Here is a 24,844-nt window from a genome sequence, read left to right on the forward strand (position 1 = left end):
AACTTAATTCTTGTTTTAGATAATCTAATTTTATCCCACCCCTCGCTGTATGTATTATTTGCTACATAAACATTACATTGAATAACATTATTATGAAAACACTTATTAAGAAGGTACTGCCGGTAAGCCTGGCATGTTTCTTTATCCCGGCTGCATTTGCCAATATGACCGTCTACCCGATGGCGGTCAGTATGGGCGCCAACGGTGAAGGGAGTGTCCGTGTTATTTCAAAAAGTAATGACGTGCAGTACGTCAGAACGAAAGTATTTAAAATCACGAACCCGGCAACGCCTGAAGAAAAAGAGGTTGAGGTTAGCGGGAACGATGGTACCGGCCTGGTCGTGATGCCACCATTGTTTGCCCTTCCGGGTGGCGCCAGCAAATTAGTGCGTATGGAAGCGATGGACCCGGATCAGAAAGAGGCTATCTATCGGGTGATGTTCCAGAGCGTGCCGTCTCTTGATGACGCCAGCACGGCGAACACCAGCGCGATTTCGTCAAAGCTCTCGGTTAACCTGGTCTGGGGGGTTCTGGTTTCCGTCCCACCGCAGCAGCCGGTGATTAAACTGACGCTGTCCGGCGATAAGCACCAGCTGCTTAATCAGGGAACCCAGCGCGTCAAAATTACGGATGTTGCACTTTGTCGCGCGGGCCAGTCGGGAAAAACCTGTCAGCATAAAACGGATAACCGGAATATTTTCCCCGATGGTCAGTATCAGCTGCCTTCGCTTTCCGGTATTCAGCATATTGAAATTACTTACAAGGACTGGATTGCTAAAAAAAATGGAAGCCAGTCGTTTGTCGTCAATTAATCAACATGATTCTGTTTTTAGTTTTCTGCCTATAAGAATTTTACTTCCGTAATGGAAACCTCACTCATGCTCTCATAGTGAAAGCTGAGCATGCTATTAAATTAAGGAAAGACGTATGAAATTCATTATTAAACCCCTCGTGGCATTATGTTTAGTGGCCGCTGCCGGTTCCTCTTTTGCTGTACAGAAAGATATTACGGTAACCGCCAACGTCGATGCTTCCCTCGACATGACCCAGGCTGACGGTAGCGCCTTACCGAAAGCGGTTGAAATGCAGTATATCCCGGGAAGCGGCCTCAGCCCGTACAGCGTCCAGAGTAAAATCTGGTCTAACGACGTTTCCTCAACCTCCGGTGACATCCACATGAAGCTGGTCTCAACGGCGCAGCTGGTCAACACCACCGGCGCTCAGGGTACCGCCGTTCCACTGACGGTTTCCTGGGGTGATGATGCGCTGGCGACAGATAAGGATGTGGATCTCGCCGTGTCTGACATTTTCCCGAGCGGTGACAGCACTACCGGCTCCGTGGCGCGCGCGCTGACTATCGCTCAGACCACCAAGGGTGCGCTGGACAGCGGTAACTACCAGGGGGTGGTGAGCATCTATCTGTATCAGGACGCGGCTACCCAGTAAGTCATTTCCTCCCTTGTATTCACCCGCATCGTCTGATGCGGGTTTCTATCCGCCTGCAGCGATAAATAATCATGAAAAAAAGTCTGCTTTGTTTATTGATCCTGACGTCTTTTGCGTCGTATTGCGCGCCGACGGTGCCCAAAGGTTTTGAGATCCTTGCGGAAGGCGTTGAAGAGCGGGTGGACGTGGTGCTTGCCGGAAAACATGTGGGTCTGTTCGATGCGACCGTCAGCCTGGAAAGCGTCCGGTTTGATAATCCTGAAAACGTGCTGGCGGCGCTGGAGCTTCCGGTGAAGCCAGACAGCGCAGATTATCAGTCCATTCTCCAGGCGCTTTCCAAACCGCTGGCGCGCAACGGCGCGCTGGCCTGTGGTTCGAATGGCGCTCAGTCCGGATGCGGATACCTGAAAACGGACGGCGTGGCAGGGATTTATGACGACAGCGACTCGAGCATGACGCTTTTTTTCCGCGACGGCTGGATGCCGGTAGATAACCAGCAGTCGATGTACCGGGCGGCGGATACCAACAGCGTTGAAAATGCGCTGGTTCATCAGCAGGATCTCAACGTTCTGAAACAGGATGATTACAGCAGCCTGTTTTTGCAGGGAGCGGACGCGCTGGGCATCAGCGATAACAGCTACATTGGCAGCAACTGGTCGCTCACCGCCTCGAAAAACGACGATGACAGCGATAACAACGTTGACGTCAGCAACCTGTATTACCGTTACGACATCGCCCGTCGCTACTATTTTCAGGCCGGAAGGATGGATAACCGCACCCTGTTCAATACGCAGGGTGGTAACTTCAGCTTTAGCTTCCTGCCGCTGGGTGCCATTGATGGCGCGCGTATGGGGAGCACCATGAGCTACCTCAACCCCGAACGTGCAAGCCAGGGCACCCCGGTGATGGTGCTGCTGACCCGCAGCTCGCGTATTGACGCCTACCGGGGCAACCAGCTCCTCGGCTCTTTCTATCTGCCTGCGGGCAACCAATCTCTTGATACCTCTCAGTTTCCCGACGGCAGCTATACCGTGACCCTGCGTGTCTATGAAAGCAATCAGCTGGCGCGCACCGAAAGCACCTCATTTACCAAAAACGGTGGCATGAGCGATGGGCGTATTCACTGGTTTGTGCAGGGCGGGCAGATAAGCGGTGAGGATAGCGAAGCCTACCAGGCCGGTATTCGGCTTCCGCTGTTGACTATGCTTTCGCTCACCGGCGGGGCCGCCATAGCCGACGGCATTCGCTCAGTGGAAGGCGGCATCGATTTCTCGCCGGATTTTGGCGCCGCCGGGCGACCGACCCTTTCCGCTAACCTTTACCACGATGATGCCGGTGGCCGGGGTGACAGCGAGCAGCTGAGCTGGTCAGTACCCGATTTGCCGTCATTGAGCCTCTACCGCTCTTCTTCGCGCGGGCAGGAGTGTAATGACGACGACGATGATGACGACCTCAGCTACAACCAGATTGGCTGTTATGAAAATATGAACGCCTCGCTGACCGCCAGCTTCTGGGGCTGGAACAACGTGCTGAGCTTCATTCGTACTGAGAATCATGATGACCACAGCACCTGGGACGATGAGCGATCGTTTAGCGATAACCTTGGTAGCCAGACCACCGCCAACGCGGTTTCCCGCACGCTGCAGCTCAGCAGCTCACGCGCCTGGAGCATCGGCAACTGGATGCTCAGCAGCACCCTGGGGGCGTTTACCCGCAACGACCAGGGCTATGACGACCGCGACAACGGTATCTATCTCTCGCTCTCGCTGTATGAAACGCCGAAGCCGGATGAGCATTTCCGCAGTCAGTCCACACGGCTTAGTGCCGATTACCGCGACAGCAAGCATGGCGATTCGCAGACCTCCTACCAGGTAGAGCACGACTGGTACTGGGACGACAGCGCCCATAAAGAGCTGACGGTGCAGGCGGGCGGGATCAATACCGACACGCTGGATACCTCAGTGACCGGGCGCTACGACGGCCGCTACGGGGACATGAGTGCAACGCTCTCCGACAGCTACGACAACCAGAGTAATGAGCACACCACCGCGGCGACCGGCTCGTGGAGCACCTCGTTTGCGCTTTCCCGCCAGGGGCTGGACTGGGGCGGGGCAGGGACCAGCGATCCGGCGGCGGCGTTGCTGGTGAAGGTTGACGACGTTGACGGTTTTGAGGGCGACAGCGCGGCGCTGGTGGATGCCAGGGTCAGCGGCAACCGCCCGGTGGCGTTAAAAACCGGCAGCAAAGCGCTGTTCCCGCTGTCGCCGTATGCATCTTCGCATGTTGAAATCGCCGACAGCCGGATGGCGAGCGAAGGCGCGACCACGGCGATAGTCAACGGTGCGGGCAGCAGCGACGTGATGCTGCTGCCGGGTAAAGTGCGGATGAAAACCATCACCGCCGAGCAGCGTTTTGGCTACGTCGGTACCCTCGAACTGCCCGCCGGAGCGCGCAGCAACCCGGTTATTGGCCTCAATACCCGTATGCTGCTGCTGGCGGAAGACGGCGGTTTTACCGCCCAGCTGCCGGGCAAAGCGAAGATGCTTTACCTGACCTCGGGCACGCACTACTACCAGTGTCCATTGACTGTGCAAAAACAGCGTGGCGTGGTGCGTTACGTAGGTAAGACGCTGTGCCAGAGCATTACCCCGGAGGCGCTGCCGGACAGCGTCAATAAAGATCTGCTGGCAAAACGCCGCCGCGAGCAGCAGAACCTGCAAACCTCCCAGAACCGGAACGACGAATAATGAAAATGCTATCTGCACTGTTACTCCTGCTGGCGACCGGCAGTGCCCTGGCGGGGGACGACCTGACGTTAACCCGCACCTTCGATCGTATGTCGCCGCCGGGGGCGGATATCTGGCTGTGGAATGGCGTTAGTGAGGGATATTCGTTGCAGAGTAACGCCTATGGCAATAATACGGTATCCTGCGCGAGCAGTTCCGACCCCGCGACAGGAGCCTGCCCCACCGGTCGGAGGAAGGTCAATTCCAGCAGTAACACGCCGATAACCCTCCTGTTCACCGAGAAGCGCTCGGCGATGACGGCTAAGCTGACGCTACAGGGTTACAGGTATGCCTATGTCGAGGAGGGAAGTGAGTGCGGGCAAATGCGGTACAAGTTTTCACTCGATGCCTTTGCGAATGTTGGGTGTAGCGGTGATGGTAAGCCGAGAGATGCTTCTGAATTGTATGTCTATATTCCAGCGAGTGAGCTGGCAAAGTTACCTGTTGGCGGTGTATGGACCGCGAAGTTAAAGCTCACTTCATATTATGCAGGAACCAGCACTTCACCCAACACATCGAAAATCTTCAATGCCGACATCACCCTCAAGGTGACCGACCCGTCGCACGTTGATATCTACTTCCCGGAGTTCGGTACCGCCAGTCCGCGTGTCGATCTTGACCTGCATCCGCACGGTTCGCCGAATGAGAACCCGTGGGCGGCAGATACGGTTTCGCTCGATATGTGTCTGTATGACGGCTACAACGCCAACAGCACTCAGTACGACGTCCTGCTACATGATGAGCAAAAAGCGCACGACGGCAGAAGCGACGGCGATTTCTCCATCTACCGGGTCGGCGGCGACGCCAGCCAGACTCGCGATCGGGTGGATTATCACGTTCGTATGTACAACCCGGAAAACGACAGCATGCTGGACGTGGTCAACAATCAACAGCTCACCTGGACCCAGGTAAACCAGGGCAGAGTCCGCCCGGTCAGATTACCGGCTATCCCAACGCCGGTACTGTGTTCACCCACGCCGTTAAAGCTAAGCGTGGCAAAATTCAGCATTGCCGATAAAAACGCGGGTTACTACCAGGGGACGCTCACCGTCGTCTTTACCCCAACTACGCCGACCGTCGATTAGCGCGGGCGCTTTTCAGCCTTGTGTACATTGCGGCAAACGTCGTTTGCCGCTACCTTAAGCACATCTTTCTGTACGCACACGGCCAAACGTTGAAATACCTTGTCTCTTTCCGCACCACTCTGAAAGTCTCCCGTTACCTGTTTCGGGCGCTGGCGCTGTTAATCTGGCTGCTGATTGCCTTCTCGTCGGTGTTCTACATCGTGAACGCCCTGCACACAAAAGAGTCAGAGATCCGCCAGGAATTTAACCTGAGCTCCGATCAGGCGCAGCGCTATATTCAGCGCACATCAGACGTGATGAAAGAGCTGAAGTACATTGCGGAAAACCGACTCACCGCCACTAACGGCGTGCTCGCATCGCGGGGAAGCAGCCAGGACACCGACGTACCGGAGTTTGTCCCGCTGTTTGACGACTCAGACTGCACCGCAACCGGCAGCAGCTGGCGCGGTTCGCTCGAGTCACTGGCGTGGTTTCTGCGCTACTGGCGCGATAATTTCTCCGCAGCCTACGATCTCAACCGTATCTTCCTGATCAGCAGCGATAATCTGTGCATGGCTAATTTCGGCCTGCGTGATATTCCCGTCGAGCGCGATCAGGCCCTGAAACTGCTGCATGAACGCATTATGAAATACCGCGATGCTCCGCAGGATGAGCGCGGTAACAACCTGTACTGGATTAGCCAGGGGCCACGCCCGGGCGTAGGGAATTTCTATGCTCTAACCCCGGTATATCTGGCTAATCGTCTGCAGGGACTGCTTGGCGTCGAGCAGACGGTACGGATGGAAAACTTTTTCACCCCGGGCAATTTACCGATGGGGGTGACGATTCTCGACGAAAACGGCCAGTCGCTGATTTCGCTCGCCGGGCCGGAGAGCAAAATTAAGGTTGAACCACACTGGATGCAGGAACGCTCGTGGTTTGGTTACACCTCAGGCTTCCGCGAGCTGGTGCTGAAAAAAAACCTGCCGCCGTCGTCGCTCAGCGTGGTCTATTCTGTGCCGGTCGATCTGGTGCTGGAACGTATTCGCATGCTGATCCTCAATGCCATTCTGCTGAACGTGCTGGTGGGCGCGGCGCTGTTTATGCTCGCGCGGATGTACGAGCGGCGGATCTTTATTCCGGCGGAAAGCGATGCCCAGCGGCTGGAAGAGCATGAGCAGTTCAACCGCAAAATTGTTGCCTCGGCGCCGGTTGGGATCTGTATTTTGCGTACTCAGGATGGCACTAACATTCTGAGCAACGAGCTGGCACACAACTACCTCAACATGCTGACCCATGAAGACCGTCAGCGGTTGACGCAAATTATCTGCGGGCAGCAGGTTAACTTTGTTGACGTACTGACCAGTAACAACACGAACTTGCAGATAAGTTTTGTGCACTCTCGCTACCGCAACGAGAACGTGGCTATCTGCGTGCTGGTTGACGTCAGCTCGCGTGTCAAAATGGAAGAGTCATTGCAGGAGATGGCGCAGGCGGCCGAGCAGGCGAGCCAGTCGAAATCGATGTTCCTCGCCACCGTCAGCCATGAGCTGCGCACGCCGCTCTACGGTATCATCGGTAACCTTGACTTGCTGCAAACCAAAGAGCTGCCGAAAGGGGTGGATCGTCTGGTGACGGCGATGAACAACTCCTCCAGCCTGCTTTTAAAAATCATCAGCGACATCCTCGATTTCTCGAAAATTGAGTCTGAGCAGTTGAAGATAGAACCGCGCGAGTTCTCTCCACGTGAGGTGATGAACCATATCACGGCAAACTATCTGCCGCTGGTCGTTCGCAAACAGCTGGGGCTGTACTGCTTTATCGAGCCAGACGTGCCGCAGCAGATGATGGGTGACCCGATGCGTCTGCAGCAGGTTATTTCGAACCTGCTGAGCAACGCGATTAAATTTACCGATATCGGCTGTATCGTGCTGCACGTGCGCGCCGTCGGGGATTATCTCAGCATCAGCGTGCGCGATACCGGCGTCGGTATTCCGGCGAAAGAAGTGGTGCGTCTGTTTGACCCATTCTTCCAGGTTGGCACCGGCGTACAGCGCAACTTCCAGGGGACCGGCCTTGGGCTTGCTATCTGCGAAAAGCTTATCAGCATGATGGATGGTGATATCTCCGTAGACACCGAGCCGGGCATGGGCAGCCAGTTTACTATCCGTATTCCGCTGTATGGCGCGCAGAATCTGCTGGCGCTTTCAAGCGATGGGCTGATGCACAAACGCTGCTGGCTGGCGGTGAATAATGATTTCCTCTGCCAGTATCTTGAATCGTTGCTCGCCCTGCGGGGGATTGAGGTCCGACGCTATGAAGGGCAGCAGCCCGGAGCCGACGATACGCTGATCACCGATGGCGAGCTAACGACACCATGGGCAGGACGGGCGGCGGTGGTCTTCTGTCGTCGCCATATCGGGATCCCGGTTGAACGCTCGCCCGGCGTCTGGCTGCAAAGCGTGGCAACGCCTCATGAGCTGGTGGCGCTGCTTGGTCGTATCTACATGCTTGAATCGGAAAATGCCGATGCGCCTGACACCGCGGCCTCAGCGGATTCGGCCACGATGAACGACGACATGATGATCCTGGTTGTGGACGATCACCCGATAAACCGCCGGTTGCTAGCCGATCAGCTCGGATCGCTTGGTTATCAGTGTAAAACGGCCAACGACGGCGTTGATGCGCTGAGCGTGCTCAGTAAGAATCACATTGATATCGTGCTGAGCGATGTGAACATGCCTAACATGGATGGTTATCGCCTGACGCAGCGGATCCGCCAGCTGGGGCTGACGCTCCCGGTAGTAGGGGTGACCGCGAACGCGCTGGCGGAAGAGAAGCAGCGCTGCCTTGAATCCGGCATGGACAGTTGTCTGTCGAAACCCGTGGTGCTGGACGTGTTGAAACAGACGCTGGCGTTCTATGTCGCGCAAGTCAGAAAGGCAAGGGATACAGCCTGATTTCCCCCCGGGGCTACCGGGGGAAGCGGGGATTAATCTTTGTCGGCGGAGCTCAGGGTGACCGAGGAGAGGTAGTTCAGCAGGGCGATGTCGTTTTCGACACCCAGCTTCATCATTGCCGATTTCTTCTGGCTGCTGATGGTCTTAATGCTGCGGTTGAGTTTCTTGGCAATCTCGGTAACCAGGAAACCTTCGGCAAACAGACGCAGCACTTCGCTCTCTTTCGGTGACAGGCGTTTGTCGCCATAACCACCTGCGCTGATTTTTTCCAGCAGACGAGACACGCTTTCTGGCGTGAATTTTTTGCCTTTCTGCAGGGCGGCCAGCGCTTTTGGCAGGTCAGTAGGTGCGCCTTGCTTCAGGACAATCCCTTCGATATCAAGATCCAGCACCGCGCTCAGGATCGCCGGGTTATTGTTCATGGTCAGAACGATGATCGACAGCGTCGGGAAGTGACGCTTGATGTATTTAATCAGCGTAATGCCGTCACCGTATTTGTCTCCCGGCATGGAGAGATCGGTGATGAGGACGTGGGCATCCAGTTTCGGCAGATTGTTAATCAGTGCGGTGGAGTCTTCAAATTCGCCAACAACATTCACCCACTCGATTTGCTCAAGTGATTTGCGAATACCGAACAGTACAATCGGATGGTCATCGGCAATAATTACGTTCATATTGTTCATGTATAAGGCTACCTTGCTACAGCAAGCTCTTGACGTAAGCGTCAATGTCGCTGATATATTTTTCTATTCCTGGAGCATCTTTCTCACGGATCAGATGTTCCAGCGTTTCACATAACTGCTTGCCGGGTACCAGATTTAGCATGGCAAACACCCCTTTAAGTCGGTGTGCTGTCTGCGCCAGCGCGGCAAAATCATGCGCTGATGATTCAGTATACAACCTCTTAACATCGTCGGGTACCGTATCGACAAACAGCGCGTAATAGCCGCTGGCGTGGAGCTCGGCGTTTTCATTCACGCCTGTAGACGGCGCTTCCACGATCTCGTCCTGAGCCAGTTGCTCTTCGATCAGCTGCAGTACAGCTTCCTGCATTGCGTTGCTGATATTAAAGTTGACGCGCAGTTGGCCTGGGCCAATTTTGCGGATACCAGACTCATCATCGCTTAAAAGCAAGCCCGAGGCAGTAAGATTAGACGGATTATCCGTTAAAAAGAGATCATATTCTTGACTTGTTAGCCTTTCGTCCGGGGAAATGCAGGTCGCCCCCCAGTTTTCAAGCAGCCGTACCACGATAGTGCGGATTTCGTTTGACGTCACATCAATCATTGCCACCACGTCATCCAGCAGACGCTCTTCGGCCTCGCTATCCTGAGCGCGGGCGGCCATTTTCACGTGCAGCGAGTAGCGGGTGCCAAGGGTATCTCGTGCTTTGATGTTGAGATGTCCACCGAGTTTGCGCGCCAGCTGATCGCACAGCCAGAAGGTCAGGGCGTTAGCTTTACCGTAGCGGTCGCCCTGAGTGTCGTTCAGGAACGGGAAATGCAGATTGTCGATTTCGCTGTTGCTGACGCCATTACCCGTATCCAGGATGCGCAACGTCAGGCGGTCGTCGGCCGACTCATCGGTATTCACCTCAAGGGTGATTTTGCCAATTTGCGTGGTGGTGACGGCGTACTGAATCAGCAGCAGCAGAACCCGACGCAGCGCATCGCGGTCGCCGTGACGTTCATCACCCGCCGGTAGACGGTTGTTAATCAGCAGCTGCAGCCCCTTACGTTTGATAACGGGCAGAACCTCCGGCACTACCTCATCGATCAGATCCTGAATCGAGAACAGGGTAGAGGAGCCTTTCCAGCTGTCATTTTCCAGCATGTTGGCCAGTTGGATTTCATCGATCAGGCGTACCAGTACGTCGGCATTGGCGGCGAGTTTTTTCGCCTCATCACCGCCGACATGAGCGGCTTCTTCGGCCAGCATGCGAACCGGCTGCTTCAGTGCTTCACCGATATTCTGCATAAAGGCGGCGCGACCCTGCTGGTTTTTCTCATACAGCCGCTGGGCCTGCTTGAGCTTTTTATTCACCAGCACTTCCCGGTCCTGATCGCGAATGATGAAGATTTGAGTCCGCGGTGCCGCCTGGCTACGGAACTGGCGAATTTCATACAGCTCATTGTTAATGGTGGCCTGAATAACGCCCTGATGCTGGTCGGCCATGCTGGTGATGTTCTGCAGATTCAGATGCGGCAACAGATGGTCGGCAATTTTATTGCTGAGTATCGTGCGGTTAGATTCCTGATCGTGAACCAGCAGGCCCAGCGGCAACACCGAGACGATTTCTTCATTGATGGCCCGCAGTGCACGAATTTCATTGCTCACCGCTGTTGGTGAAACCGAATCGCTCTGGTTACGGCCTGGTTGATGGCGGAAGGTGGTGTAGCCAAACAGCGCCAGCGCCAGTAAGCCAATGTTTAACAGCAACGGCAGCAGGATGTTTTGCAGCGTATCGAGCAGCAGGGTGCCAAACGGGACCTGCCACACCAGACGCATGCCGGTGCTGTTAATAGAAGAAGAGATTTCGATGCGCGAGCTGTTGAAGTTGATGCTGACGCTGTCCGCCACCTCTTTCTCGGATGGACGCACGGCGTTTGGCGATGTGTCCTGTTCCAGACGGAAGCTATCAAGCGACATGCCCGGTGGAATAAGGTCGTTAATCGGTAAATCGAAAGCCACAACCGTCGCCAGATGGCCCGGCTGGTTGAAGGTGGTGCGCAGCGTAAAGTAGTGACCATTTTGCCAGGCAAGCTTACGCAGCGACGAGAAGGTTTCACGCTCATCCAGCGTGTTGGCCTGCTGGAGCATCTCTGCACGGCGCGAATCAACGATAGAGCCGATAGTCGATTCTTTAAAGCCGGAAGAGAGGTCCTTCAACGGCAGCGTGGAGATCAAAATCAGGCTGTTATCCTGGCCGTTCAGATAATACATCGACCACGGCACGGTTTCCGCGCCCCACAGCGTGTCGAGGTAGGTCGACATCTTCTGGGTCATGTCCAGCGTCGCACTGTCGTGAGAACCGAAAATCAGCGCTTCCGTTTTGCGTCTTGGTTTTTCCAGATAGTAGACATCTTGCTTGACTCGCGTTTCCTGCAGTCCTTCGCCGCTGGTACCCGCAGAAGCCGCAATATTGTCGTAAATCTGCCAGGTCGCGTAGCGCCAGGTATCAATACGCTTATGCAGGGCATGCGTCACATCCACTATCTGATAGCTACGATCTTTCAGCCACGCGTTGACCGCGCTTTGTACCAGAACACCCAGGGTTACCAGCAGCACCACGATCATCAGCAGGAAGAAGCGTGTGATGTTGCCTGGTATTAAGGAGAATTTGTTTGGGATCATCGTGGCAGAATGACTCATTGTCGTATCAAACAGGTAATGGCGAAGGCGCCGTATGCTGCTGGCAGTATAAAGGCTGACGCGGCAAATTCCAGACTCGAACGACGATTCCCGCCGATTTTCCTCCTTATTCCTGGTGCACAGTCTCATTTGGCTAAAAGTGTACAGTTCCTGAACGGTTGTACAAATATCTGTGTCCTGGGGCAAAGGAATAGCACAAAATATCAAGAGAATATTTTCTGTATGTCTCTAAGAAAACACTGATAGTTACGGGTTGATTAGTTAATAATCGTTATCATTTCCCGCTGGTAGCACAAGAAAATTCAGCTTGCGTAAAGAAAGGTAAAAAAAAACCGAATGCAGGGCATCCGGTTGAAATAGGGGTAAACAGACATTCAGAACTGAATGACGGTAATAAATAAAGTTAATGATGATAGCGTCGAGTATTTTAGTTGCGGGTGAAGGTTTTGTTTTGTCATTCAGTGCTATCACTTGTTTTGCGGTTAACCTGTTGTTTATTAATGTAGAAAATGGTTTTTTTGATTATTTGTGCTTTATTTGTTAGCTAATCGTGGCGAAAAAAAGTTCCCTGAAATTTACAAAATGAAACATCTTGTGGGCAATTTGAAACACCTTAAAAGTTTTAGTATCATATTCTTGTTGGATTATTCTGCATTTTGCAGCAAAATGAACTAGCCGACTGATTAGAACGTTAATCAGTAAGCAGTGGCATAAAAAAGGCATATAACAGAGGGTTAATAACATGAAAGTTAAAGCACTGTCCCTCCTGGTACCAGCACTGCTGGTAGCGGGCGCAGCGAATGCGGCTGAAATTTATAACAAAGACGGCAACAAATTAGATCTGTACGGTAAAGTTGATGGCCTGCACTATTTCTCTAGTGATGACAGCGCCAACGGTGACCAGTCCTACGTTCGTTTCGGCTTCAAAGGCGAAACTCAGATCAACGACCAGCTGACCGGTTACGGCCAGTGGGAATACAACGTTCAAGCGAACAACACCGAAAACTCCAGCGGCAACGCATGGACTCGTCTGGCATTCGCTGGTGTTAAATTCGGCGACTACGGCTCATTCGACTACGGTCGTAACTACGGCGTTCTGTACGACGTAGAAGGCTGGACCGATATGCTGCCAGAGTTCGGTGGCGACTCCTACACCAAGTCTGACAACTTCATGACTGGTCGTACTAACGGTGTTGCAACTTACCGTAACAACGACTTCTTCGGTCTGGTTGACGGCCTGAAGTTCGCTCTGCAGTATCAGGGTAAAAACGAGAACCCAGGTTCTGGCGAAGGTACCAACAACGGTAACCGTAGCTTCCGTAACGCTAACGGCGACGGCTTCGGTGTTTCTTCTACCTATGACATCGGCGAAGGCTTCAGCGTAGGTGCGGGTTACACCACTTCTAACCGTACCAACGATCAGAAAAACGCTAACCTGGGTAACCAGCAGTACACTGGTGGTAACAAAGCTGAAGCGTGGACTGCTGGTGCTAAGTACGACGCGAACAACGTCTACATTGCTACCATGTATGCTGAAACCCGTAACATGACTCCGTACGGCAGCACTGACAGCGCCAACCAGGGCGGTATCGCTGACAAAACTCAGAACTTCGAAATCACTGCTCAGTACCAGTTCGATTTCGGTCTGCGTCCGGCGATCTCTTATCTGCAGTCTAAAGGTAAAGGCCTGAACACCTTCGGCGGCGACTCCGACAAAGATCTGGTTAAATACGTAGATCTGGGTGCGACCTACTACTTCAACAAGAACATGTCCACCTACGTTGATTACAAAATCAACCTGCTGGACGGTAACGACGACTTCTACAAAAACAATGGTATCGGTACCGACAACATTGTTGCACTGGGTCTGGTTTACCAGTTCTAATCTCACTGCATAGTGATACAAAGGGGCCTCTGGCCCCTTTTTTAATGTCTTAACTTGCTGAAACTGGTGTACCCTTGCGCCTTCAGCAAGAGGATAACAACGACATGGACATGACTTTTTTACGCACAGCTTTCCTGACAACCTGTGTGCTCCTGTCTGGCTGCGATTCAGCCAGCAAAACCCCGGAAGTGACAAAACCTGCCGCCACGGTGCTGGAAGGCAAAACCATGGGGACCTACTGGCGTGTCAGCGCCATCGATTTGAATGCCGCTCAGCAAAAATCTTTACGTGAAAGGGTACAGGCGCAGCTCGACGCAGACGATCAGCTGCTGACGACCTGGAAAAGTGACTCCGCGCTGATGCGTTTCAATCATTCTCAGAGCACGACACTCTGGCCAGTGACGGAAGCGATGGCCGATATCGTTACCGAGTCGCTGCGGATTGGCGCAAAAACCTACGGGGCGATGGATATTACCGTCGGGCCGTTAGTCAATCTTTGGGGTTTTGGTCCGGACAAACAACCGGTGAAAACGCCAACCCAGGCGCAGATTGACGCCGCGAAGGCGCGCACCGGTCTGCAGCATCTGACGGTGGTAAACCAGTCGGGCAAGCAATTCTTGCAGAAAGACATTCCGGATCTTTATGTCGATCTTTCGACGGTAGGTGAAGGCTATGCCGCGGATCATCTGGCACGACTGATGGAGCAGGAAGGGATCTCCCGTTACCTGGTCTCCGTGGGCGGCGCGCTGGTCAGCCGCGGGATGAACGCCGAGGGTAAACCCTGGCGCGTGGCTATCCAGAAACCGACCGATCGTGAAAACGCGGTGCAGGCTATCGTTGATATTAACGGCCACGGGATCAGTACCTCGGGTAGCTACCGCAACTACTACGAGCTGGATGGAAAACGCATCTCTCACGTTATCGATCCGCAGAGCGGGCAGCCGATTCAGCACAATCTGGTGTCGGTGACGGTGATTGCGCCGACCGCGCTGGAAGCCGACGGTTGGGACACCGGGCTGATGGTGCTGGGGCCGGAGAAAGCCAAAGAAGTGGTGCGGGAACAGGGGCTGGCGGTTTACATGATCACCAAAGAAGGTGAAAACTTTAAGACCTGGATGTCGCCGCAGTTCGCCGGATTCCTCGTCAGCGGCAAAAATTAAAAAGCAAGATTGCGGGTTTTTTCTCGCCGACTGTACGGCAAAGTAGGGCTAACCTTAACCAAGGAGGCCATGATGAAACAGAACACGCTGACAACCGAAGCATCCCGCTGGCAGGCGGTGCTGAATCGCGACCCGCAGGCGGATGGTATGTTCGTGTTTGCCGTACAGACCACCGGTATTTTTTGTCGCCCATCCTGTCGTGCACGCCATGCGTTGCGCCAGAATGTGCAGTTCTTCCCGGACGCCCAGGCCGCGCTGGCGGCGGGATTCCGTGCCTGCAAACGCTGCCAGCCTGATAAGCAGGATCCCGGGCAGCAGCGGGTAGAGAAAATTGCCAAAGCCTGTCGCCTGCTGGAGCAGGACACCCCGCTCACGCTGGATGAACTGGCCGTAGCGGTTGGGATAAGCGCGTTTCACCTCCACCGTTTGTTCAAAGCCACTACCGGAATGACGCCAAAAGCCTGGCAGCAGGCCTGGCGCGCCCGTCGGCTGCGCGAGTCGTTAACGCAGGGGGAGAAAGTCACCACCTCAATGCTGGACGCCGGGTTCCCCACCAGCAGCAGCTACTATCGCAGCGCCGATGCGGTTTTGGGGATGACCGCGCGGCAGTATCGTGAGGGCGGGAAGAATACCGATATTCATTATGCGTTGGGCAATAGCGCCACCGGATTATGCCTGGTTGCCGAGAGCGAGCGGGGCGTCTGTGCGGTGCTGCTTGGCGACAGCGACAGCGTGCTGGTGGCCGAACTGCAGCAGATTTTCCCGCAGGCGAACATTCAGCCGGGCGATGACGCACTGGTGCAGCGCCTTGGCAAAGTGATTGTCTGCCTCGATGCGCAGCACGTACCTTCAACGCTGCCGCTGGATATTCGCGGTACCGCGTTCCAGCAGCGCGTCTGGCAGGCGCTGCGTGAGATCCCGGTCGGGGAAACCCGCAGCTATCGACAAATTGCGGAACATATTGGCCAGCCCAAAGCGGTGCGCGCCGTGGCGGGAGCCTGCGCGGCGAACAAGCTGGCGCTGGTGATCCCGTGTCACCGGGTGGTGCGCGATGACGGTACCCTGTCGGGGTATCGCTGGGGTGTAGCGCGTAAAGCCGAGCTTTTGCGGCGCGAAGCGAAAAGCGGAGAGGTGTAATGCTTGATCTGTTCGCCGATGAGGAACCCTGGCAGGAGGCGCTTGCCGACGGCGCGGTGATCCTGCGCCGCTTTGCCTGCGCCGAGGCCGGGGAACTTCTCACTGCCATCAGCGCGGTGGCGAGCGTGTCGCCGTTTCGCCAGATGGTAACGCCCGGCGGGTATACCATGTCGGTGGCGATGACCAATTGTGGCGCGCGGGGCTGGGCCACCGATCGGCACGGCTATCTGTACGCCACGCAGGATCCGCAAACCGGCAGCCCGTGGCCTGCTATGCCTGCGCTATTTCGCGCTTTTGCCGTGCGGGCCGCGCTGGCGGCCGGTTATCCCGATTTTCGCCCGGATGCCTGTCTTATCAACCGCTACGCACCGGCGACGAAGCTCTCGCTCCATCAGGACAAAGACGAAGCCACGCTGCTGGCGCCTATCGTTTCGGTCTCGCTTGGGCTTCCGGCCATTTTCCAGTTTGGCGGACTACGGCGCAATGATCCGTTGAAGCGGATACTGCTGGAACACGGTGACGTAGTGGTGTGGGGTGGGGCGTCGCGGCTTTTCTATCACGGTATTCAACCGCTCAAAGAGGGGCATCACCCGCTTACCGATGCGTTTCGCTATAACCTGACCTTCCGTACCACCGGACTTAGTGAATAAATAAGAATTATTCTTGCTGTAGCCTGACAGCAGTTTAAACTGCTGGCTGCTTTTTCTCGTCCGGGTTGTGTTATGGAACTTCTCCTGCTTGTCTGGCGCCAGTACCGCTGGCCATTTATCGCTGTGATGGCGTTGAGTCTGCTGAGTGCCGCGCTTGGCATTGGGCTGATTGCTTACATCAATATGCGCCTTATCACCGTCGTTGATACCTCGTTAAGCGTTCTGCCGGAGTTCCTGGGCTTACTGCTGCTGTTGATGGCGGTCACGCTCGGCTCTCAGCTGGCGTTAACCGTGCTGGGACATCACTTCGTTTATCGCCTGCGTAGCGAATTCATCAAACGTATCCTCGACACGCAGATAGAACGCATTGAGAAGCTCGGTAGCGCCTCGCTGCTGGCGGGGTTAACCAGCGACGTGCGCAATATCACTATCGCTTTCGTGCGCCTGCCGGAGCTGGTACAGGGCATTATTCTGACCTTTGGCTCTGCGGCCTATCTGGCGTGGTTGTCCAGCAAAATGCTGCTGGTCACGGCGGTGTGGGTGGCGATAACTATCTGGGTCGGCTTTATTCTGGTGGCGCGGGTGTACGCGCACATGGCGACGCTGCGTGAAACCGAAGACAAGCTCTATCAGGACTACCAGACGGTGCTGGAAGGGCGTAAAGAGCTGACCCTCAACCGTGAACGCGCCGAATACATCTACAACCAGCTGTATATTCCGGATGCCCGCGAGTACCGCCACCATATTATCCGCTCCGATACCTTCCATCTGAGCGCGGTAAACTGGTCGAACATTATGATGCTTGGCGCTATCGGGCTGGTGTTCTGGATGGCGAACGGCCTCGGTTGGGCGAATACCAGCGTGGCGGCCACTTATTCTCTGACGCTGTTGTTCCTGCGCACGCCGCTGCTGTCGGCGGTGGGGGCATTGCCGACGCTGCTCAGCGCCCAGGTAGCATTCAGGAAGCTGAAACAATTTGAACTGGCGCCTTACCGACCGGAGTTCCCGGTGCCGGAAGCGAACCGTCAGTGGCAGACCCTTGAGCTGCGCGACGTCACGTTCCACTATCAGGATCAGAAGTTTGCCGTCGGGCCAATTAACCTGACGCTGAACCGCGGCGAAATGGTGTTCCTGATTGGCGGTAACGGCAGTGGAAAATCGACTCTGGCGATGCTGCTGACGGGGTTGTATCAACCGATTTCCGGGCAAATCCTGCTTGACGGCGAACCGCTGGCAGCGGAAAAACCGGAAGATTATCGCAAGCTCTTTTCTGCCGTGTTTACCGACGTCTGGCTGTTCGACAGGCTGCTTGGCCCCGAGGGGCAACAGGCCTCCCCTGAGCTGGTGGAGAAATGGCTGCAGCAGCTAAAAATGGCGCATAAGCTTGAGCTGGAAAACGGTAAAATCCTTAACCTGCAGCTGTCGAAAGGACAGAAAAAACGCGTGGCGCTGCTGCTGGCGCTGGCAGAAGAGCGTGACATTATTCTGCTCGACGAGTGGGCCGCGGATCAGGATCCGCATTTCCGCCGCGAGTTTTACCAGGTCCTGCTACCGCTTATTCAACAGATGGGCAAAACGGTGTTTGCGATAAGCCACGATGACCACTATTTTATTCATGCAGACCGTCTGCTGGAAATGCGCAACGGCCAGTTAAGCGAGCTCGTCGGAGAAGAGCGTGATGCCGCCTCACGAGATGCGGTGGCGCGAACCGCCTGATGATTTTTACCCTTTTCAAGGATTGCTGACAGATGTCCGTAATAAGTAGTAACAGCGCCCAGCTGCGTGACCAGGAACGTGCGCGTCTGATATGGATGTTAACCACCGACAAGACGATAACGGCGGCCCTGCTCGGTAAAATCCCTCCAGAACAACAGTACGATACCGGCACTTTAGCGCGGGATATCGCCGAAGTAGGTGCGCTCACCGCGCACCTGCCCGCACCGGATCTCGCAGATACCCTGGAAGCGCTGCCTACTGATGAACGCCATGCTCTGTGGAACGTGGTGGAGGACGACAAGCGCGGTAAGGTTCTGCTGGAAGCCTCAGAAAACGTCTGGGAAGATCTGATTGAAGGCATGAGCGACCGCGCGCTGCTCGATGCCCTTGAAACCCTCGATATCGACGAACAGATTTATCTCGTCCAGCACCTGCCGCGTAACCTGACCGGTCGTCTGGTTGCCTCGCTACCGGCGGAAGAGCGGGCGCGTGTACGACAAGTGATTAATTACGCCCGCAACAGCGTCGGCGCGATCATGGAGTTCGAGATAATCACCATTCGCCCGGACGTGACGCTCGGGGTGGTGCAACGTTTTCTGCGCATTCGCGGCAAAATGCCGGAGAACACCGATAAGCTGTTCGTGATTTCCCGCGACAAGCATCTGCTCGGCGAACTGGAGCTGAAAACTATTCTGCTGAACCCGGCGCATCGTATGGTGGCCGAAGTGATGGAAGCAGAACCGGTGACCTTCCACCCGGAAGAAGACGCCGAGAAGGTGGCACGCACCTTCGAACGTGACAACCTGGTCAGTGCCGCGGTGGTTGATGCCGACGGCAAGCTGATGGGGCGTTTGACCATCGATGAAATTGTTGATGTGGTTTACGAAGAGACCGACAACGATATTCGTCAGATGAGTGGTCTTAGCAACGACGAGGACGTTTTTGCTCCAGTCAGCAAAGCGATAAAAACCCGCTGGGCCTGGCTTGCTATCAATTTATGCACCGCGTTTATTGCTTCGCGAGTGATTGACGGCTTTGAGCACACGATTTCTCAACTGGTGGCGCTGGCTTCACTGATGCCGATTGTCGCCGGTATTGGCGGGAACACGGGTAACCAGACGATTACGATGATTGTGCGGGCGCTTGCCCTGCAGCACATCCAGCCAGGTAACTTCTCGTTCCTGATCCTGCGCGAAATGGGCGTGGCGCTGATTAACGGCCTGGTGTGGGGCGGGATTATGGGGGGCGTCACCTGGTGGCTGTATGACGATCCTCAGCTCGGCGGCGTAATGATGCTGGCAATGGTGCTGAACCTGCTGGTTGCTTCGCTGATGGGGGTGTTGATCCCGATGATTATGACTCGTCTGGGGCGTGACCCGGCTATCGGTTCTAGCGTGATGATAACTGCTATCACCGACACCGGCGGATTCTTTATTTTCCTCGGTCTGGCGACGCTGTTTCTGACTTAACGTCGTGCTTCTGGCGAAGGTGGCGCGGGATGAGCCACATCGCCACCATCCCCGCTAACACACCTACTGCCAGATTGCTGGTGGTAAGCGTTCCCACAACGGTTATTACCATCACGAGGGTGGCAGACCACGGTGTGGTTTTAAGCGTTGCCGGCTGAATGCTGTGCCAACTGACGGTTTTCACCGCCACAATCACCATGATCCCGGCAAGCACTGACATCGGTATTTTTGCCATCACTTCGCTGAGTATGGTCACCAACAGCAGCAGGACAAGCGCTGCGGCAAGTGTGGATATCCGGCTGCGACCTTTGCCCATCTCCACGTTGACAATCGTCTGACCTATCATCGCGCAACCGCCAATGCCGCCGTAGCTGGCAGCGAGGATATTGGCGATGCCGAGCCCGGTGCTTTCCCGCGATTTACCGGAAGGCGTTGCGGTAATGTCATCGACCAGCCGTGCGGTTAAAAGCGATTCGAGCAGGCCAACAAACGCCACACTTAGCGCACAGGGCCAGATGATGGCCAGCGTTTCGAGATTCAGCGGCACCTGCAGTTGCGTAAAGCCCGGAAGCCCTTTGCTCATTTCGCCTGCATCGCCGACGGTAGGCAGTATTTGACCGGTGGTGACGGTAAACAGGGTGAGCAGCACGATGGCGATAAGTGGGGAAGGGATGCTTTTGATGACTTTCGGCGCCCACAGCACAATAAGGAGCGTGGCAACAAACAGTGCGACAATGAGCGGGCTACGGCTCCAGAAATGCGGCACCTGGGCAAAGAAAATCAGCACTCCCAGCGCGTTGACAAAGCCGGTCATCACCGATGACGGAACATGGCGCATCAGCTTTGCCATACCAAACACACCGAACAGGATTTGGATGAATCCGGCCAGGATAACCGCAGGCAGAATGTAGCCTACGCCGTACTGGTGCACCATAGGGCCAATCACCAGCGCGACAGAGCCTGCGGCGGCGGTCACCATGGCAGGACGTCCACCCAGCACCGACATCGCCAGACAGAGCACCACAGAGGCAATCAGGCTGACCTTAGGGTCGACGCCGGCAATCACCGAAAATGAGATAACCTCCGGGATTAACGCAAGGGCGGTTATCACCCCGGCCAGGGTTTCACGGGTGAGCAGCGCGGGAGAGCGCAGTATGTGCTTAATAGTCGCCTGATGTGGCGCAGAGATCTGAGATTCGGGCATAAGTTTTCGCACGTGAGAATGATGATAGTACAGACGCTGGCTTCCGTGCGCTTCATCACAAAACGGGTGATAATAGCGCGCCAGCTCACACTCTGCCAGCCCTAATCATCAGTTTGGTGATACATTTTTTTAGCAATTTTCTAACAGATCTCAAAACTAAACTTAAAGTTTAAACAATATTTAAATTTTTCATCGTCAGTGATAACTTGAACTTACCGAATCGTTTCACCTGCGCTAAAAACAAACGCGAGTTCATGTAAGGCTCTAATACGATGAAAAAAACGTTGGCCGTACCCAGCTCACAGGTGTCTGTTCCCGATGCAGCCGCAACTGCCGCCCGAACCCACACCCGCACTGAGCAAGAGACGGATGTATTGCTGATTGGCGGTGGCATTATGAGCGCGACGCTCGGCACCTGGCTTCAGGAGCTGGAGCCAGACTGGTCAATCACCATGGTTGAACAGATGGACGGCGTGGCACAAGAGAGTTCTAACGGCTGGAATAATGCGGGGACCGGTCACGCCGCGCTGATGGAGCTCAACTACACGCCACAAAAAGCTGATGGCACTATCAACATCGACAAAGCTATCGCGATTAACGAATCTTTCCAGATATCCCGCCAGTTCTGGGCCCATCAGGTTATCCGTGGCGCGCTGCGTCAGCCAAAATCTTTTATCAACACCGTACCGCACATGAGCTTTGTCTGGGGCAACGACAACGTGAATTTCCTGCGCGCGCGTTACCGTGCGCTGCAGCAGTGCGACCTGTTCCGCGGTATGCGTTACTCCGAGGATCACGAGCAGATCAAAGCCTGGGCGCCGCTGGTAATGGAGGGACGCCATCCGGGCCAGAAGGTTGCCGCAACGCGCACCGAAGTGGGTACCGACGTCAATTACGGTGAAATCACCCGTCAGCTGATTAAATCTCTGCAGCGCCAGGAGAACTTCTCCCTGCAGGTCGGAACGGTAGTGCAGCGTTTTAAACGCAATACGGATAACAGCTGGACGGTGACGGTGTGCGACGCTAAACAGCGCCATGCCAGACGTACCATCAGGGCTAAATTTATCTTTATTGGTGCCGGCGGGGCTGCGCTCAAGCTTTTGCAAAAAACCGGGATCCCGCAGGCTGCCGATTACGCTGGCTTCCCGGTCGGTGGGCAGTTCCTGGTGACCGAGAATCCGGAGGTGGTGAACCAGCATCTGGCAAAAGTGTACGGCCAGGCTTCTGTTGGTGCGCCGCCAATGTCGGTGCCGCATATTGATACCCGCATCATCGACGGTAAACGCGTACTGCTGTTCGGGCCGTTTGCCACGTTCTCGACAAAGTTTCTCAAGAATGGATCGCTCTGGGATCTGCTGGCCTCGACCAACACGTCCAATATTCTGCCGATGATCAATGTCGGGCTGGATAATTTTGATCTGATCAAATACCTGATAAGCCAGGTGATGCAGAAAGAGGGCGATCGCTATGCGGCGCTGGCTGATTACTACCCGCAGGCGGAGAAAGGCGACTGGCGGCTATGGCAGGCTGGTCAGCGGGTGCAGATAATCAAACGTTCTGCCAGCAAAGGCGGCGAACTACGCCTGGGAACGGAGGTGGTTTGTGATGATGAAGGGACCGTTGCCGCACTGCTTGGCGCATCACCCGGGGCTTCTACCGCCGCACCTGAGATGCTCAAACTGCTGGAACGTGTCTTCAAAGCGCGAGTGCAAACGCCTTCCTGGCAGGCAAAGATCAAGGAAATCACCCCGACGTGGGGTATGAAGCTTAAGGATAATCCGGCGCTCATCGAGCAGGCGCTGGCCTATACCAGTGATGTGCTTGAGCTACATTACGAGCCGCAGGCCGGTTTCGATCCGGTGCCGAAGGCGCAGCCGGTTGTGCAGGACACTACGGTGAAAGAGATGGCGGATATCGCGCTCTGAAGCAAAAACCCCCGGCTCATCACCGGGGGTTTGTTTTAGCGAACAACCGCGTTGTTGACGGTCTCTTCGGCTTTCCAGATGCGGTATTTCACGTCGACGTTATCCGGCGTGTAAATCACGATTGGCAGTTTACTGTTATAACGGATCATGCCGTTATCACCCAGGCCTGCGGTAATGAATTTCTTCTCTTTCTTACCGTCCGGGCAGGCCATCATGGTGGACATCGGTCCGTTCACTTTATCGAAGACATAGTAGTCGTAGCCCCAGCCTTCCAGCGTTTTGCTTTCAAGCTCACCGCCCAGACGGTGCTGGTTGCAGTCAACTTCCAGGGTTTTGCCGATCAACAGCTCGACTTTGTAATCGCCTTCATTCTTCTGCTCTGGCAGCTGAATGACCTGGCGCTTCATGCCTTTCTCCGCTTTCGGATAAGGGGCAACTTTTTCCAGTGGTTGCTCGCCGGCGAAGGCGCTGCCGGAGACGCAGGCAGCAGCCAGCATGGATGCGATGAGTAAACGAGAATTTTTCACTGTTAATCCTTTTTATCAGTTTAATACCGGAATAGCGTAGCACTGATACGGCTAATGATAAGCGGAATTTACTGATTTTTTCATTTCATCCAGCTATATGTGCTAAAAAGCCAGCCGAATGGCTGACTTGAATGCTGGCAGGAAAAACGATCAATACTCGTTAAAGTACTGCTGAATCTTCTGCGGATCGCGGGTTTGCGTCAGCGCCAGCTGCAGCAGTATGCGCGCTTTTTGCGGGTTCAACGTACCTGAGGCGACAAACCCGTAGCGAGCGTCGTCTACTTCGGCGTCACGGGTGGTCGCGCCGGTTGGTACGCGGGAAGAACGCACGACTACCACCCCTTTTTCGGCTGCGGTGGCAAGGGTATCAAAGATGGTTTTATAGAGGTTCCCGTTACCCACCCCGGCGCTGATGATGCCCTGATAACCATCCTGAATCAGCGCCTTCGCCGGTAAATCGGAGGCGTTGGCGTAGTTGTACACGATACCCACTTTTGGCAGCGTGGTCAGATTGCTGACGTCGAACGGTGTGGCGGTGGTGTGCTTCAGGGCAGGAGAGCGTTGGTACTCGATTTTGCCGTTATGAATATACCCGAGCGGACCGTAGTTCACCGCCTTAAAGGTGGCGACGTCGGTCGTATTGGTTTTCGCAACGTCGCGGGCATCCATCACCGTATCGTTCATGGTGACTAAGACGCCACGGCGGGCCGATGCCGGATCGGCGGCAGTCACCACGGCGTTATACAGGTTGAAAGGGCCATCGGCACTCATGGCGGTGGAAGGACGCATGGCGCCGGTCAGCACCACGGGCTTATCGCATTTTACCGTCAGGTCGAGGAAATAGGCGGTTTCCTCCATGGTGTCTGTCCCGTGGGTAATGACAAAACCGTCGGTTTTACTGCATTCAGCGTTGATCTTTTTAGCAAGCGTCAGCCATACCGCATCGTTCATATCCTGCGAACCGATATTCACTACCTGCTCGCCTTTGATGACCGCAATGTCCTTGAGTTGCGGAACGGCTTTCACCAGGCTTTCAACCCCGACTTTACCGGCAGTGTAGGAGGACTGCGTGGCGGATTCCCCCCCTCCGGCAATGGTACCGCCGGTGGCGAGAATCGTGACCTGAGGAAGCGCCATTGCCGTGCTGCTGCAGCCAAGAACGAGCAATGCGACTGCTGAGAGTGTCAAACGGGACATGCGTCAATCTCCTTATGAATGAGTTGCTGGGATTATCCTTATACCCACATGAAAAACAGTGACTTATTCCATGTTTACGCAATGACCTGAGCGGTTACAGCCGGTTATTTTTGGATTTTGCTATAGAGATATTCGAAGGATGTTCTTTGTTGCAGGCATAAAAAAACCAACCGCGAGGGTTGGTTTTCTTTGGGAATTTTGGTCGGCACGAGAGGATTTGAACCTCCGACCCCTGACACCCCATGACAGTGCGCTACCAGGCTGCGCTACGTGCCGATACGTGGGCTAATACTACCCGTTTCTGTTTTGAATGCAAGCAAGCCCTCTGCTAACTGATTCATAATTA

The 24,844-nt window shown here is 54.9% G+C and carries 17 protein-coding genes and 1 tRNA gene; 12 read left to right on the forward strand and 6 right to left on the reverse strand.

The window, feature by feature from the left end; translation table 11 throughout:
• The first annotated feature begins 92 nt into the window (after positions 1-92).
• From C7387_RS01660 to rcsC, 5 genes are all read left to right on the forward strand, one after another.
• Complete coding sequence (locus C7387_RS01660) at positions 93-812, forward strand: fimbria/pilus periplasmic chaperone (RefSeq protein WP_120815898.1); 720 nt, start codon at positions 93-95, stop codon at positions 810-812.
• A gap of 115 nt (positions 813-927) precedes the next feature.
• A complete protein-coding gene (locus C7387_RS01665; protein WP_120815899.1) occupies positions 928-1,446 on the forward strand; it encodes a CS1 type fimbrial major subunit in 519 nt (172 codons plus the stop codon).
• Positions 1,447-1,517: 71 nt separating this feature from the next.
• Entirely contained in the window at positions 1,518-4,193 is a 2,676-nt protein-coding gene (locus tag C7387_RS01670; RefSeq protein WP_120815900.1) for a TcfC E-set like domain-containing protein, read from the forward strand.
• Entirely contained in the window at positions 4,193-5,317 is a 1,125-nt protein-coding gene (locus C7387_RS01675; protein WP_120815901.1) for a CfaE/CblD family pilus tip adhesin, read from the forward strand. The genes C7387_RS01670 and C7387_RS01675 overlap by 1 nt, the downstream gene beginning before the upstream one ends.
• 89 nt (positions 5,318-5,406) lie before the next feature.
• Positions 5,407-8,256 carry a two-component system sensor histidine kinase RcsC gene (gene rcsC, locus C7387_RS01680; protein ID WP_120816710.1) on the forward strand — a complete coding sequence of 950 codons (2,850 nt, stop codon included), beginning with the start codon at positions 5,407-5,409 and terminating at the stop codon, positions 8,254-8,256.
• Positions 8,257-8,288: 32 nt separating this feature from the next.
• Here the strand turns inward: rcsC and rcsB are convergent, their stop codons facing one another.
• Both rcsB and rcsD read right to left on the reverse strand, forming a co-directional pair.
• On the reverse strand, positions 8,289-8,939 hold the full coding sequence (gene rcsB, locus C7387_RS01685) for a response regulator transcription factor RcsB (RefSeq protein WP_006820905.1): 651 nt from the start codon (positions 8,937-8,939) through the stop codon (positions 8,289-8,291).
• 16 nt (positions 8,940-8,955) lie between these two features.
• On the reverse strand, positions 8,956-11,628 hold the full coding sequence (gene rcsD, locus C7387_RS01690) for a phosphotransferase RcsD (RefSeq protein ID WP_120815902.1): 2,673 nt from the start codon (positions 11,626-11,628) through the stop codon (positions 8,956-8,958).
• Between the two features lie 742 nt (positions 11,629-12,370).
• On the opposite strand from rcsD, the gene ompC reads away from it, so the two are divergent.
• The 6 genes from ompC to mgtE all read left to right on the forward strand — a co-directional run bounded on the left by ompC (position 12,371) and on the right by mgtE (position 19,645).
• A complete protein-coding gene (gene ompC / locus C7387_RS01700) occupies positions 12,371-13,513 on the forward strand; it encodes a porin OmpC (RefSeq protein WP_120815903.1) in 1,143 nt (380 codons plus the stop codon).
• Between the two features lie 104 nt (positions 13,514-13,617).
• A complete protein-coding gene (apbE, locus tag C7387_RS01705) occupies positions 13,618-14,673 on the forward strand; it encodes an FAD:protein FMN transferase ApbE (protein ID WP_038256322.1) in 1,056 nt (351 codons plus the stop codon).
• 72 nt (positions 14,674-14,745) lie between these two features.
• Entirely contained in the window at positions 14,746-15,810 is a 1,065-nt protein-coding gene (gene ada, locus C7387_RS01710; RefSeq protein ID WP_038256324.1) for a bifunctional DNA-binding transcriptional regulator/O6-methylguanine-DNA methyltransferase Ada, read from the forward strand.
• On the forward strand, positions 15,810-16,460 hold the full coding sequence (alkB, locus tag C7387_RS01715) for a DNA oxidative demethylase AlkB (RefSeq protein ID WP_120815904.1): 651 nt from the start codon (positions 15,810-15,812) through the stop codon (positions 16,458-16,460). The genes ada and alkB overlap by 1 nt, the downstream gene beginning before the upstream one ends.
• Positions 16,461-16,532: 72 nt before the next feature.
• Positions 16,533-18,176, forward strand: coding sequence for a multidrug ABC transporter permease/ATP-binding protein (locus tag C7387_RS01720; RefSeq protein WP_038256328.1), 1,644 nt, complete (start codon positions 16,533-16,535; stop codon positions 18,174-18,176).
• A gap of 32 nt (positions 18,177-18,208) precedes the next feature.
• Positions 18,209-19,645, forward strand: a complete 1,437-nt coding sequence (gene mgtE, locus C7387_RS01725; protein WP_006820897.1) for a magnesium transporter — start codon at positions 18,209-18,211, stop codon at positions 19,643-19,645.
• Here mgtE and C7387_RS01730 read toward each other — a convergent pair.
• The gene (locus tag C7387_RS01730; RefSeq protein WP_120815905.1) at positions 19,608-20,849 is read right to left on the reverse strand and encodes a SulP family inorganic anion transporter; all 1,242 of its coding nucleotides are present in this window, start codon (positions 20,847-20,849) and stop codon (positions 19,608-19,610) included. The genes mgtE and C7387_RS01730 overlap by 38 nt on opposite strands.
• Positions 20,850-21,121: 272 nt before the next feature.
• Between C7387_RS01730 and mqo the strand changes: the two genes are divergently transcribed.
• Positions 21,122-22,774, forward strand: a complete 1,653-nt coding sequence (mqo, locus tag C7387_RS01735; protein ID WP_038256332.1) for a malate dehydrogenase (quinone) — start codon at positions 21,122-21,124, stop codon at positions 22,772-22,774.
• A gap of 35 nt (positions 22,775-22,809) precedes the next feature.
• On the opposite strand, the gene eco is transcribed toward mqo, so the two are convergent.
• From eco to C7387_RS01750, 3 genes are all read right to left on the reverse strand, one after another.
• Positions 22,810-23,301: a serine protease inhibitor ecotin gene (eco, locus tag C7387_RS01740; protein WP_072009078.1), complete on the reverse strand. Its 492-nt coding sequence runs from the start codon at positions 23,299-23,301 to the stop codon at positions 22,810-22,812.
• Between the two features lie 150 nt (positions 23,302-23,451).
• Complete coding sequence (ansB, locus tag C7387_RS01745; protein WP_038256334.1) at positions 23,452-24,498, reverse strand: L-asparaginase 2; 1,047 nt, start codon at positions 24,496-24,498, stop codon at positions 23,452-23,454.
• 199 nt (positions 24,499-24,697) lie between these two features.
• Positions 24,698-24,774, reverse strand: a tRNA-Pro gene (locus tag C7387_RS01750).
• Positions 24,775-24,844 lie beyond the last annotated feature (70 nt).

It is taken from the genome of Yokenella regensburgei, from assembly GCF_003634235.1.
GTDB classification, from domain to species: Bacteria; Pseudomonadota; Gammaproteobacteria; order Enterobacterales; family Enterobacteriaceae; genus Yokenella; species Yokenella regensburgei.

Bases quoted from the DNA above. Each gene is read 5' to 3' on its own strand.
- rcsB (WP_006820905.1), bottom strand. From the start codon at position 8,939: ATGAACAATATGAACGTAATTATTGCCGATGACCATCCGATTGTACTG.
- C7387_RS01675 (WP_120815901.1), top strand. From the start codon at position 4,193: ATGAAAATGCTATCTGCACTGTTACTCCTGCTGGCGACCGGCAGTGCC.
- ansB (WP_038256334.1), bottom strand. From the start codon at position 24,498: ATGTCCCGTTTGACACTCTCAGCAGTCGCATTGCTCGTTCTTGGCTGC.
- apbE (WP_038256322.1), top strand. From the start codon at position 13,618: ATGGACATGACTTTTTTACGCACAGCTTTCCTGACAACCTGTGTGCTC.
- alkB (WP_120815904.1), top strand. From the start codon at position 15,810: ATGCTTGATCTGTTCGCCGATGAGGAACCCTGGCAGGAGGCGCTTGCC.
- mgtE (WP_006820897.1), top strand. From the start codon at position 18,209: ATGTCCGTAATAAGTAGTAACAGCGCCCAGCTGCGTGACCAGGAACGT.
- mqo (WP_038256332.1), top strand. From the start codon at position 21,122: ATGAAAAAAACGTTGGCCGTACCCAGCTCACAGGTGTCTGTTCCCGAT.
- ompC (WP_120815903.1), top strand. From the start codon at position 12,371: ATGAAAGTTAAAGCACTGTCCCTCCTGGTACCAGCACTGCTGGTAGCG.
- C7387_RS01665 (WP_120815899.1), top strand. From the start codon at position 928: ATGAAATTCATTATTAAACCCCTCGTGGCATTATGTTTAGTGGCCGCT.
- C7387_RS01720 (WP_038256328.1), top strand. From the start codon at position 16,533: ATGGAACTTCTCCTGCTTGTCTGGCGCCAGTACCGCTGGCCATTTATC.
- C7387_RS01730 (WP_120815905.1), bottom strand. From the start codon at position 20,849: ATGCCCGAATCTCAGATCTCTGCGCCACATCAGGCGACTATTAAGCAC.
- rcsD (WP_120815902.1), bottom strand. From the start codon at position 11,628: ATGAGTCATTCTGCCACGATGATCCCAAACAAATTCTCCTTAATACCA.
- C7387_RS01670 (WP_120815900.1), top strand. From the start codon at position 1,518: ATGAAAAAAAGTCTGCTTTGTTTATTGATCCTGACGTCTTTTGCGTCG.
- ada (WP_038256324.1), top strand. From the start codon at position 14,746: ATGAAACAGAACACGCTGACAACCGAAGCATCCCGCTGGCAGGCGGTG.
- C7387_RS01660 (WP_120815898.1), top strand. From the start codon at position 93: ATGAAAACACTTATTAAGAAGGTACTGCCGGTAAGCCTGGCATGTTTC.